The 13147-nt window shown below is 35.2% G+C and carries 13 protein-coding genes and 1 pseudogene; 11 read left to right on the forward strand and 3 right to left on the reverse strand.

The features are described from left to right. Positions 1-392: pseudogene (locus CN288_RS30025) on the reverse strand (IS6 family transposase). 585 nt (positions 393-977) lie between these two features. Between CN288_RS30025 and CN288_RS13470 the strand changes: the two are divergent. The 3 genes from CN288_RS13470 (at position 978) to CN288_RS29580 (ending at position 3050) form a co-directional block, all read left to right on the forward strand. Beyond that, on the forward strand, positions 978-1382 hold the full coding sequence (locus CN288_RS13470) for a hypothetical protein (RefSeq protein ID WP_098302437.1): 405 nt from the start codon (positions 978-980) through the stop codon (positions 1380-1382). 241 nt (positions 1383-1623) lie between these two features. After that, on the forward strand, positions 1624-2112 hold the full coding sequence (locus CN288_RS13475; RefSeq protein WP_098302438.1) for a YxiF family protein: 489 nt from the start codon (positions 1624-1626) through the stop codon (positions 2110-2112). A gap of 623 nt (positions 2113-2735) precedes the next feature. Further along, entirely contained in the window at positions 2736-3050 is a 315-nt protein-coding gene (locus tag CN288_RS29580; RefSeq protein ID WP_255259972.1) for a hypothetical protein, read from the forward strand. 176 nt (positions 3051-3226) lie between these two features. Here CN288_RS29580 and CN288_RS13485 read toward each other — a convergent pair whose 3' ends face one another. Then, complete coding sequence (locus tag CN288_RS13485) at positions 3227-3484, reverse strand: hypothetical protein (RefSeq protein WP_098302439.1); 258 nt, start codon at positions 3482-3484, stop codon at positions 3227-3229. A 455-nt stretch (positions 3485-3939) separates the two neighbouring features. Next, complete coding sequence (locus CN288_RS13490; protein ID WP_255259973.1) at positions 3940-4248, reverse strand: hypothetical protein; 309 nt, start codon at positions 4246-4248, stop codon at positions 3940-3942. Between the two features lie 106 nt (positions 4249-4354). On the opposite strand from CN288_RS13490, the gene CN288_RS28315 reads away from it, so the two are divergent. From CN288_RS28315 to nheA, 8 genes are all read left to right on the forward strand, one after another. Then, positions 4355-5023, forward strand: a complete 669-nt coding sequence (locus CN288_RS28315) for a lipase family protein (protein WP_098962768.1) — start codon at positions 4355-4357, stop codon at positions 5021-5023. Between the two features lie 36 nt (positions 5024-5059). After that, positions 5060-5866, forward strand: coding sequence for a putative protein N(5)-glutamine methyltransferase (locus tag CN288_RS13500; RefSeq protein WP_098302440.1), 807 nt, complete (start codon positions 5060-5062; stop codon positions 5864-5866). Positions 5867-6528: 662 nt separating this feature from the next. Continuing rightward, a complete protein-coding gene (locus tag CN288_RS13505; protein ID WP_017151750.1) occupies positions 6529-6849 on the forward strand; it encodes a PadR family transcriptional regulator in 321 nt (106 codons plus the stop codon). 70 nt (positions 6850-6919) lie between these two features. Continuing rightward, positions 6920-7261, forward strand: coding sequence for a DUF1048 domain-containing protein (locus CN288_RS13510; protein WP_026592407.1), 342 nt, complete (start codon positions 6920-6922; stop codon positions 7259-7261). 170 nt (positions 7262-7431) lie between these two features. Beyond that, a complete protein-coding gene (locus CN288_RS13515; RefSeq protein ID WP_098302441.1) occupies positions 7432-8193 on the forward strand; it encodes an ABC transporter ATP-binding protein in 762 nt (253 codons plus the stop codon). Next, entirely contained in the window at positions 8194-8943 is a 750-nt protein-coding gene (locus CN288_RS13520) for an ABC transporter permease (protein ID WP_098302442.1), read from the forward strand. A gap of 352 nt (positions 8944-9295) precedes the next feature. Then, positions 9296-10339 (forward strand): alcohol dehydrogenase AdhP, encoded by a 1044-nt coding sequence (gene adhP, locus CN288_RS13525; protein WP_098302443.1) that lies wholly within the window; start codon positions 9296-9298, stop codon positions 10337-10339. 1594 nt (positions 10340-11933) lie between these two features. Then, on the forward strand, positions 11934-13097 hold the full coding sequence (gene nheA / locus CN288_RS13530) for a non-hemolytic enterotoxin subunit A (protein WP_098302444.1): 1164 nt from the start codon (positions 11934-11936) through the stop codon (positions 13095-13097). Positions 13098-13147: the final 50 nt, after the last annotated feature.

Consider the following 13147-nt stretch of genomic DNA (forward strand, 5'->3'; position numbering starts at 1 on the left):
TTATATTATAAAGCGATGATCTTGCTCTACTATGTTATTCAAGTACTTTTGTTGTTTAAGTTGCATACAGTCAGGTATGCTTATCTCTTTTTTCAACTGTTCAATCGCTATAGTATAAGCCGGATTCTTATCGACTGTTATGACACAAGGCTGCGAAACATGAAAAGATCGCAAAGCTTTCTTGAAAAAGCACTTTGCAGCCTTCTGATTTCTTGTTTGCTTAGGCAAAAATCGCTTGTGTTTCCTTTTGAATCAACAGCACGGTACAGATACATCCATTGCCCCTTAACTTTGATATATGTTTCATCGACTCTCCAAGAATCATTGGTTTGCTTGAGGTGACGACGAATTCGTTTGTCCAATTCATAACCATACTGATGAACCCAACGCATAATCGGATAAGCACCGTTCCTCCATCATTTCCACCAAATCACGAAAACTTAGGTTGTACCATAGATACCATCTTACCGCTAATAAAATAATATTAGGCTGATAGTGCTTCCATTTGAACAAATTGTCCTTTTCCATACTGATTACACACCTTTTGTGGAGTAATAGTATCAGTATGGAAAAGATTTATGGATTTGTTGCAATCGTCCTTAAGTTTTTGCACCAGAACATTAGTATCAATTTGATTAAACATTATTCTAAAGCAATAGCAGAAGAGGAAGAGAGATTTCATTGGAATTCAAAGTTTAATTAATTGTGCTTTGTTAGGTTCACCCGAGGGTAAAGTATTTCTCCTAACAGATATACAAGGTTCAGAAAAAGGAAATATAGTAACTAATTATTCTTCAAATCAGTTTATTAAAGAACATGAGATTTCTGGACAAGCGTGGAATACTCTTTATGAAATTACAATTTAATAATTGAAGAAACAATAAAAAGAGTTTCCAAACATGCATGCTTATTTGTAAGTTAAACTTAGTCAGCTAACGCATGCGTTAGTTGAAGCTCACGATTTGGGGGTGTAGAGAATGAAGTTTGAATATCAATTAACTGGTTTAGGTTGGGCTGAAGGAATTATTGAAATCAATAATCAGGAACACTATTTTGAAATTAGTTATCTAACAGATGGATTAGGGGATTTTTTGAATGGACTTATGCAGTTAAATAAATATTGTGTTCCAGATGATGAGTGTAGAGAAAATGTTAGTTTAGAATGGGACTCTGAACCAGCAGGTACAAATATATTTTTACAATTGATAGAAGAGGATACGCTTTTTATAAAGGTTATAAGTTATAAAGATCTTAATTTGAAATTGAGTCCAAAAGTAAAAATAGAAACAAAATGTTCTTATACTGAATTTTTACGAAACGTAATTAAGGAAATAGATTTATTAATAAAAAAATATGGAATCGTAGGATATCGTGAAACATGATATGAGTATGATTTTCCTTTAAGTACTTTTTTAAAATTAAAACACTTCATTGTTAATTTTAAAAAATATACTACGCAATTGGTAGAAGTGTATGGAGACGGATTAGAAAAAACTGATTTGCAAAATGATTTTGATTTATTAATGATGAAAATTTAATTAAATTTCTAATCCAACTAACGCATGCATTTGCATCAGAACCAGAAAAAAGGAAAAAAATAAAAGGCTGAAGGTGTGAAAAATTTTGAGTAATATGAATAAAAGTCGAATGGAGATTCTGAAAAGAAACGCTAGTAGAAAAGAACTTATAAACGAACTTTCTAATATTGTTACTATTTCTAAGGAATCATTTATGAATACAGAATCTAATGATTTATTTTGTAAAGAATTATTTAGTAAGCTAGAAAAAAATTCAAACATAAAAATTTTTGGTAGCACAGATTATAAAGAAAATGGAAAACTATCAATAGAGCTATTAAAAGAAACAGTTAAAACTATTAAAGTTCCAGTTAATCAAGGAAGGCTCTTTTTCTCTAGAGGAGGTAAAATTGAAGCAGTTAAGCTGAACATCGCTAAAGTATTTGATAATTTAGAAGAGTTATCAACCATATCAAGATTTCTAACTGGATATGCGGATTTTGTATTAGTTGGAGACGATTTAGAGTTTGGGGTTGTTATTGAGTGTACCGAATATCATTACGAATTCAGCATGTGGGGAGTAACAGAGGTTTAAACGGTTCTGGTGCAAAGATGATTACGTAGATAATCCAACATGAATGTTATGATTTTATGTGAATGAGCTGGTCGGGAATTAATATGAAAATCTGTATTTTTATATTTTGTAAAGATTGAATGTTCGTAATTTGACAGCGTTCGAGGTTTGCACCATAGCCGAATAATTACAATCATACTACGCCTTTCGCTGTGCTTCAGTTGTGCCCTAGTAAAAACAGTCGGGCAACACGTTCCCAACTGTTTTTATTAGGGTGTTAAATTTCTCTAATAAGAAGGGCTTAATTATGAATAACAAAATTTCATTAGGTAGGTGTGAATAGTGTTATATAAAGTAGATGATTTTGAGTTTTCTGGAAAATATGACTGTTGGGATGGATCTATACACGTAAATTGTTCCGTTTCGTTTTTTGGGCAAAAAAATATTGAAATAGGGGGGATTTAGAAAGTAATCAACCTTTAACAAAAGAAGCTTATAATACGCTATGTTATTTAAAGGAGCACTTTGATATTGTTTATAAAAATATACTAAAGGGTCTATTTGAATTGCAATCTAAGAGTTTAATGAGTTACGAGATATATAATGAAAATGATCATTCCTTTAGTCCTATTACTTTTAATAGTATGGAAGAAATCCATCCTTATATAGGAACTCCTACATTTGAAATTTTAGCTGATTATACAAAGGATGACTATGCTTACTTTGTAATTTCGTTTCATGATGAAGGTGGCTTGCTATCTATTGAACACGGTCTTACAGCCTTATTTTTAAAAAATGATATGATTCATTTCGAGCCTTCTGATTCATACTGTATTCTTGAGATGCTTAAGGATTATGAAGAAAACTGTTCAAAGTGGCAAAAAGATTTTTGGTTAGTATGTTTTGAACTAAATAAGAACAACTTATTAAATGATAGAGAATTGTTTAGAGCTAAGTGATTGAAAAGTAAATAACCCTCTTTGTTTTTAAACAGAAATCTTAAAAACAAAATTGATGAACGTTTTTAGCGTTATAAAACCTAGCATGTAACAGCAAATGAAGCTTATGTATATGTAAAGTAATATGAAAAGCGAATCCTTATTAAAGGATTCGGCTTATACATTTTTTTATTTCATTATACTCCATATGTCATTTCTTCCAAGAATTCTCCACCACTCTTGATACATTGCATTATTCTGCTACATGCACAATAAAAATAATGTTCACTTGTTGCAGCGGATTTTACCGGAATTGAATATATTTCATGAAACATTTGATTTTTTTTATGAAAATACATTTTTCCAACTTTATCTGGATATTCTGAGGGATAAAATTGATATACAACTATTTCCTCGTCTTCAAATTCTTTATTCATTGTTATATGGATTGCCATAGTTTATCTCCTCCATTTTTATTCCGCATTTATATCGGATGTTTTCCAAAGGCGAAGTCCATTTCTGCCCCAAAGTAAAAGTGGGCAGAGAGTAGTTATACCAGTGATTTACGGTAGATACTAATGGAAGAATAATATTAAAAAAATAGTAGATACAGTTAGCAACGTTGGCTGTGAGGTAAAGATAATAGCATACAGGGAAAAAGAGAGTACATAATATATCTGTATACAAGTACTCTCTTTTTGGTTTTTTATGATTTTGTAAAGTTCCAATTAGTAGAAACAAATCTAGTATAGTGATTGTTTTGGTATATACCCGTTGTTTTGATTCTTTTCTTTGTACCTGCTTATGACTATATGGAATAAGTTCATAATAAGTTGTAGTTTTAAAATATTTAAAGGTTTTTTTGAAGATTGCTTTTTTTTAAATGAATGCTCTATGATCATTATTTCTTTTATCTGTCAATCCCTGTAATTTCTATCCTGTAATTGTCCGTATAAATTACATCAACTAAAATTTTGCGAGTTGATTCATTAGTAACATGTCCTGATACAAATATTGAACCAAAATCAGAAGGAGCAAATTTAGACCCTGTTACTGTGATATCAATATTTTCTTTTTCTTTAAAATATTGGATGGCTACTTTTTCAGCTTTATCTTTAATAACTTGCTCCTTTTGTTCATTTTTATGCTCCATGTATTTATACCCACCAAAAAAAAATAAAAGGATGACTATTATTAAAAATAGATACCTTTTTCTCAAAATTCTCCCCCTCTTTTTAAAAAAAATATATAATTAAGAATATACTATTTATTCGAGTTGTGAAAGAATAGGAGGCGATAAAGTTTTAGATCAAACCTACTATGAGATGTCCAAATTAGCATATAGTGATTCGAACAAAATTCCTGAGGTAGTTACCATAAAAGATAAACAAGAGAATGTGTTACAAACTTGGCAAGTTAGTAACGAAATTGATAACTCTCTTTTACATGATAAAAAGACTGGGTTTGATGCAGTTGTATTTGAAAGAGATGTTGATGGTAAAAAGCAAGTAGTAGTAGCATTTAGGGGAACACAAGGTGGCGACCTTTTGGGAGAAGGTTCCGAAGACCTTACTACAGATATTGATTATGTTGCTTTAGGAAAACCAGTGCACGAGAAAGCCAATCTTGATACTCCAACAGCATCTATGACTGGAGGAGAACGTATATATTACAATAAAGAAAATGAACAATATGAGTATCGAAATCAATGTACAAATACTGATGAATTACTAAAAGAAGTAAAGAAAAAGTATCCAAATGCTGAAATTTCTACAACAGGACATTCATTAGGAGGACCAAACGCGGAGTATGGGGCGCCCTACATACCCATCAACTTAAGAATTCAGAATTACCCCAAAATGACAAAGCTAGCTTTCTTGGATACTATCAATAATGTGCGTAATGTAAACTTCATATGTATAGTGTATACGATCTTTTTATTTAAATATAAGGCAGTTGAAACAGGGGTTCTCCAACCTTTAGAGAATTATTAATAATAAACTTAAAAAGGTATCAAGAGTGGTGAATGAATGGGAAAGAAATTCGATTTTTATATAGACGCGGAAACAGAAAAATGTATAATAACCAGGCTTCGGACTGCCGGTTGTGTTTTTGCAGAAGATGAGGCGCAGTTGCTTATCTCAGAGGCACAAACACAGGAAATACTCACCGACATGGTGGAACGACGAGTAGCTGGTTTTCCATTGGAACACATCATTGGTTGGGCAGATTTCTGTGGTACTCGGATAGCTGTGGAACCAGGAGTTTTCGTTCCTCGCCGCCGTACCGAGTTTCTTGTCCAACAGGCAGCTTACCTTGCTATGCCAGGAGCTATCATAGTTGATTTATGCTGTGGTACAGGTGCGGTGGGCGCTGCACTGGCTAGAGTTCTAGGTGAGGTCGAGTTGTATGCAGTCGACATAGATTCAGCCTCAGTGAGATGTGCTCGTAACAATATTAATTGGGTCAAGGGTAATGTGTACGAAGGTGATCTCTACCATCCACTTCCAACTAAACTGCGTGGGTGCGTCCATATTTTGGTCGCAAACGCACCCTACGTACCTACAGAGGCAATTAAGCTGTTACCTCGAGAAGCCCGAAAATATGAGGCAAGGGTGGCACTCGACGGTGGAGCGGAAGGACTAGATGTCCAGCGACGGGTAGCTGCTGAGGCATCACTCTGGCTGGCACCCGATAGCCATCTACTTGTTGAGACTAGCCAACGACAGGCATCGCAAACTGTTGAGATATTTGCTCAAAACGGGCTAATCCCACAGGTGAAAAATTGTGACGAACTGGATGCTACTGTTGTAATCGGAACTCGACCATCTCTTTAGAGTGAATACGGATAGCTAGACATTACCACCAATAAAGGCCCAAGAATCTATAAATTCTTGGGTCTTTATTTGTACTTCCGATATCGGGATCTGGCTTATTTTCTTCTTGATGGAGTGAATACTTTAGTTGAATAAAATTCACCACTAAAAGAAACTTTGTTATGACCTATTTAGTTGCAGGGGTAGCTTGTGTAGTTATAGGAACACACTTTTTATTTTCACAGTTGAGTGTGTATGAAATTCGTATGTTAAAAAAGAAGTTGTATTTTTAAAAGTAAACAAAGCTATACTACACTTAACTTTTCCTATTAAGAATAGTGCTACGATTGTGGTTTCTGATTCGTTATACGATAAATTTCCGAATATAAGAACGTAAGATGATCCTATGGTAGTTAAAAAGATCTATGGATTTTTAGTGAATAATTGGGAAGAAATAAAAGGAGTTACAAAAAAGGTAGGAGACAACAATGGGGATAGTTGTTTTTAAAAATATTTAGAAAATCCAGTTGACACCCATGCTACTCGGTGATACAATGTACTTGTAATAAGTGATGCTGAATAGTGTATTTTCTCAAAAGCTATTCAGTAAAAAATTTGCCTTGGTACTCTGTAATACTGAATATAAGTCAGACAGAATAGAGGGGGTAGAGGAGGAACTTAACATGGAAAATTTAACTGAAATGCTGAAAGGTTCACTGGAAGGGTGTGTGCTGGAAATCATCAGCCGCCATGAAACCTATGGCTACGAGATTACCCGCCACCTGAACGAGCTTGGGTTTACCGAAGTTGTGGAAGGGACGGTCTATACTATCCTTGTGCGATTAGAAAAGAAAAAACTTGTGAATATAGAAAAGAAACCGTCAGATATGGGGCCGCCCCGCAAGTTTTACTCACTTAATGAGGCTGGTCGCCAGGAACTTGAATTGTTTTGGAAAAAATGGGATTTTGTATCATCAAAAATAAACGTCTTGAAGTCAATCTAGCTTCATAAGATATTCCATCCGATATTTTTGGAGGGTCTTATGAAGCTTTATAAAAAAGGAGGAAAATAACATGATGGAAATGTTCAAAAAAATGATTGGTGATAAAAAAGAGTACAAAATGATGATGGCACGGGTTGGAGCCCTGCCAGAGGACTACCAGTTTGTATTTAAGAAAATTCAAAACTACATGTGGAATTTCTCAGCGGGAAACGGGATGGATATGCTACACATACAGTATGAATTAATCGATTTGTTCGAAGCCGGTGCGGCGGAAGGGAGACAAGTGCTAGAAATCACTGGGGACGACGTGGCGTCCTTTGCTGACGAATTAGTGGCAAATGCTAAAACATATGTCTCCAAGTATCGTGAAGATTTGAATCAAAGTATCATGAAGCGGTTGAGAAAAAAATAAATTTAATAAATAGTACCGACTGATTAGCTGGTTACAAATGTGAATTACTGCCATCGCTATTCAGTTATACTTTTAACACGGTACTAAGTAATACAGATTATCAGTCAGACTAGATAGAAGAGTATAGGCAATCTGCTCCGCAAAGCGCTTTTTATAAGGAGGAAAAAAGTATGAGCAATGCAGCGATTTCTGTAAAAGGGTTAAAAAAATCCTTTAAAGACAAGGAAGTCTTAAAGGGGGTGGATTTTGAGGTGCAGCGTGGCTCCATTTTCGCACTGCTGGGCTCAAATGGAGCGGGCAAGACGACGACGGTCAACATCCTCTCGACACTGATGAAGCCCGATGACGGTGAAGTAGGTATTTGTGGCTTTAACGTCCAGCGCCAACCAGATCATGTTCGCCAAAGCATCAGCCTAACAGGGCAGTTTGCAGCTTTAGACGGCATGCTCACCGGGCGGGAAAACCTAATGATGATCGCCAAGTTGCGTGGAGTCTCCAATCCCGCTCAAGTCGCCGATAATCTGCTTGTAAGATTCAGCCTAACCGATGCGGCAAATCGCCGGGCAGATACGTATTCCGGCGGGATGAAGCGCCGGCTTGACATTGCCATGAGCCTGATCGGGACGCCAGCAGTCATTTTTCTCGACGAACCGACGACAGGGCTTGATCCCGAAGCGCGAATTGAAGTGTGGGATACTGTCAAGAAGCTGGCCGACGGCGGCACAACCATCTTGCTTACAACCCAGTACCTGGAGGAAGCTGAACAACTGGCGGACCGTATCGCCATCCTACATGGTGGGAAAATCATCACGACCGGTACCCTTACCGAACTCAAAGAGAGGTTCCCGCCAGCGAAAGTGGAGTACATCGAGAAGCAGCCGACATTGGAGGAAATTTTCCTCGCGATTATCAGCAAAAAGGAGGAGATGTAAATGAAAAGTAAAACAGGGGTATTACTAGGGCGTTTAATGCGCAACATCATGCGCAGTCCGGATACGATTATCACGGTGGCGATTACGCCGATTATGATGATGCTGCTGTTTGTCTACGTATTTGGCGGGGCCATAGAGACAGGGACGGACAACTACGTCAATTATTTATTGCCGGGAATCTTGCTGATGGCTATCGCATCCGGCGTTGCTTACACTTCCGTCCGGCTGTTTACGGATGTAAAGAGCGGGCTGATGGCGCGTTTCATTACCATGCCCATCAAGCGCTCGTCGGTATTGTGGGCTCACGTATTGACCTCGCTTGTTTCCAATCTGCTTACTATCGTGGTGGTTATCCTCGTCGCGCTCTTGATGGGCTTCCGTTCCAGCGCGGATATCCTGGATTGGCTCGCGGTAGCTGGGATACTCGGGCTGTTTACGCTGGCGCTGACATGGCTGGCGGTCATTCCCGGATTGACCGCGAGATCTATGGAGGGGGCGACAGCCTACTCGTACCCGCTGATTTTCCTGCCGTTTATCAGTTCGGCCTTTGTCCCCACCGAAACCATGCCTAAAATTGTCCGTGCGTTCGCTGAGAACCAGCCCGTGACTTCAATCGTGAATGCGATTCGTGCCCTCTTGTATCAAGGGCCTGTTGGTAACGATATTTGGATCGCGCTTGCTTGGTGCGTAGGCATTATGGTCCTCGCTTACTTCTTTGCCAATAAAGCATTTAAACGCCAGTTAGGATAAGTACACCATCGGTTCGGTGTCTCGTGGCAACTAAATCTTCCGAAATAAAATATGTGTTTGGAAAAGCGCGGAAAAATTGTCCGTGCTTTAATTATTTGTCATGTTTTCAAGATAACTTAACTGGTACTGTGATATTGTTTCTTGATTAAACAAATCAGCATCGAAAACACTTTATATAAAACTTCAAATATTGTTCACTATTCCACAAAATTTCTTCCAAATTTTATGTTATGATTAACCAGTAATGATGATTAAACACTTGAATTTGGTACAATAATTGGCCATAACAGTGAGAACAAAAGTTGTGAGATGAACGCATTAAAATTCTAAAACACTAAAGGGGAGATCACATATGAAAGCAGTAGTGGTTAATAAAAACAGCAAAGCAAACATTGATGTTATTGACAAAGAATTGCGTCCGTTACGCTCAGGCGAAGCATTAGTAGATGTAGAGTATTGTGGAGTTTGTCATACTGACTTGCACGTTGCGAATCATGATTTTGGTAACACAGATGGCCGCATCCTTGGGCACGAGGGTGTAGGTATTGTAACTAAAATTGCTGATGATGTTACTTCACTTAAAATTGGGGATCGTGTAAGTATCGCATGGATGTTCCAATCTTGCGGACGTTGTGAATATTGCGTAACTGGTAGAGAAACATTCTGTCGTGAAGTTAAGAATGCTGGTTATACAGTAGATGGCGGCATGGCTGAACAATGTATCGTTACTGCTGATTATGCGGTAAAAGTACCAGAAGGATTAGATCCTGCCGGGGCATCATCAATCACATGTGCGGGCGTAACTACATACAAAGCTATTAAAGTATCAAACATTAAACCTGGTCAACCTATCGTAATTTACGGTTGTGGTGGATTAGGTAACCTCGCTATTCAATATGCTAAGAATGTATTTGGTGCAAAAGTAATTGCAGTAGATATCAATGATGACAAATTAGCATTAGCTAAAGAGGTTGGTGCCGATATGACTATCAATTCAATTACTCAAGGTCCTGCTGATAAGATTATTCAAGAGACGATTGGTGGCGCTTATGCTGCTGTAGTAACAGCGGTTTCTAAAGTAGCCTTCAACTCAGCAGTTGATGCGGTACGTGCTTGCGGAAAAGTAGTTGCGGTAGGTTTACCAGTAGAAACTATGGACTTAAACATTCCACGACTTGTACTAGACGGAATTGAAGTAGTTGGTTCTCTAGTTGGTACTCGTAAGGACTTAGAAGAGGCATTTATGTTCGGTGCAGAAGGAAAAGTAGTGCCGGTTGTTCAAACTTGCCCATTAGAGGATGTACAAGATGTATTCGAAGAAATGGAACAAGGTAAGATTCAAGGTCGTATGGTAATCGATTTTAAACAGCATAAGTGTAATTGCGAGTGTAAATAATTTATTTTGTTTCAACTATCGTTGGTACGATTCTCTTAGTAAATATTAAAAAGGTAGCTTCTTGGGCATAAGTCCGGTATTGAACCGGATTTATGCCTTTTAATTTTGTCTAGTTCTGTTTGGATTTGAATCAATATTGTGGACACAAAGAAGTTAAATCTAAGTTACATTTTTAGCTAGATCTTCTATTGCTTGGTAAGTTTCATAGTACTTCAACAAAGGAGGAAGTTGTTACAGAAGCAATGTGCATTTAATTATGCTTGTAAAAAAAATAAGACAAATAATTTTCTAGTTATTTAAGTTAGTATAAATATGTAAAAATTATATATCGATACATGTATATAATCTAGTATGATTCATATCGAGGTTTTTAACATACTTCAGCATATTAGCTTTATACCCTAAAGATGAAAAAAGAAATCTTTTATTTCTATAAGGTCTCTTTTTTTAATGCAATCCATATAAATGACTCATATACCGAACATACTTCCAATACATGAATCATTTGTATAAATTGCATTGAGTATGACTCCTAAAAAAATTATAGGACATACCTCTTAAGTAGATTAAAAAACTAAGTACTTGATACATTTCATATTTCATTTAAATATAGCTAAATCTTTTGAATGAAATTTGTAGAATAACTTTTCCATAAATTATCTTCATCGTTTTAAAAATACTCGATTAGATAATCATAGAAGAAAACAATTTGGATAGGAACAAATTGTTTTCTTCTGGAGGGTACAACAAAGAAAGAGTAGGAAAGCAATACACAAACATGCCAATCAAAAGGAATGGAACAAACTGACAAAAAACAAAAACTGAAAAATCAGAAAATTAAATCACTAAGGGTGCCTATTTACTCTCTCTTTGTGAGTATAAGTTTAACATTAATAATAAAATAAAACAACAAAAAAATACAAAATTCTGATAAAATCGACATTTTTCTAACGGATAATTGTGTAATGTGTTTTTTGTGAGCAGTGTTTCATTTAAAATCGTTTTAAATCTGTTATAAAGGTATTAATTAAAAGTGCCTATTTTCATGTAATTCTGCATATCTAAATAAAGGATAATAGTGTGAGTTATGGTGTTAAATTATACTATAAATATTTTCTTTATAATAAACTTAATCTAGTTAAATTTAAAAAATTCATTTCCATGTAGAAATATCAAGTTGTAATTGTTTTGAGTACTTAAATGATGTTTGATAATAGTTTTTTTAGTATAACAATTCTTTTTTGTTTAAATAAATAAATTTTAAGGTGATTAAGTATTATTATGTAATTCTATGATTTACTTATAAAAAACTTAGTGTTTTAATAAGGGTGTAAGGTCCTTACAACTCATAAGATGCAAAAAAGAGATCAAAATTTTTATTTATCTTTGATGAAGGTTCCAAGAGGGATAGTTTTATAGAGAAGTAATATGTACAGATAGTTATAATCTACAATTACATTCTCGTAATTAACATCAAAATAACCATTTATATAGATAATTGGTTATAAAGTCGTTTTTCTAAAAATAGAATAAAACACTTAGAGTTTAATCTAAATGTTTTATCAAGAGATATTAACCAATAGGAGGAATTAACATGAAAAAAACGTTAGTCGCAGGTTTATTGGCTACAGCAGTATCCACAAGCTGTTTCACACCTGTAAATGCTTATGCTGCAGAAAGTAAGCAACCTCAATTTAAACAAACAAGTGTTCAGAACTTTCTTGCTGTGAATACACTATCAAATTCAATCAGATCACTGGGCTCAAACACTCCTTTAATACAAGGATATGGATTAGTTATCTTAAAACAACCAGACTTTAAAGTAAATGCTATGAGTAGTTTAAACACTGATCAAAAAATTGCAAGAAAACATGTTCAAGACTGGATGGATGAATATAATCCTAAAATCTTCAACTTAAATCAAGAAATGATGTCATTTAGTACAATGTTTAATAACTATTATAGTAAATTAAATGAATTAGCTGGAAAAGTGAATGAAGATCAGAAAGCAAAAGAAGAATTTGTAAGTGCTTTCAATGCACTTCAAGAAGAAGTGCAAACGATTCAAGATGATATGGGACAAACTTCAGTAGACTTAAACTGGTATAAAGATGAATTGGTTCAAGATAGCGAAAGTCTTACTAAAAGAGCTAACACAGCTATTGAATCTTTAAATGGCTCAAATGGAGAGATTGCACAACTAAGAGCACAAATTAAACAAATTCAAGAAGAGATTCAAAATGAACTTACAAAAATTTTAAATCGAGCAAAAGAAATTAGAGGAACTTCTTTGAGCGTTGGAAAGCAGGCTGTTGAGATTAGTAAAACAGCACTTGAAACTAAAACAATAGAATTTAGTTCTATTGAAAGCCTTGGTGACACAATTGAAAATTCATCAGATGCTCATATACGAGAAGCTAGTAATAATATTAAACAAAAAAGACAACAATTAATCCCATTAATACAAAAGTTATCACAAAATGAAATTCAAGCAACTCAAATTACTCTTATTGAAGATCAAGTAGGTAGCTTTACAAGTTTAATTAAGAGACAACTTAAGACTTTTGACGTTTTAGTGAAAGATTGGAAAGCGTTAAATGAAACGATGACTCAAATGAAGATTAATTCGAATGCAGATGCAAAGATTGATTCAATGGCATTACAAACACAATTAACACAGCTTAAAAAATTGAATGATGAATTGAATAAGCAAACAACTCAATATGAAGAATTCGTTACAAAAGTAAAAGTAAACTAAGCTTCATTTTAGAATGAAGACTAACTTGAATCATATAAGGAGAGAAAAAC

It is taken from the genome of Bacillus sp. AFS023182 (genome assembly GCF_002560575.1).
Lineage (GTDB): Bacteria > Bacillota > Bacilli > Bacillales > Bacillaceae_G > Bacillus_A > Bacillus_A arachidis.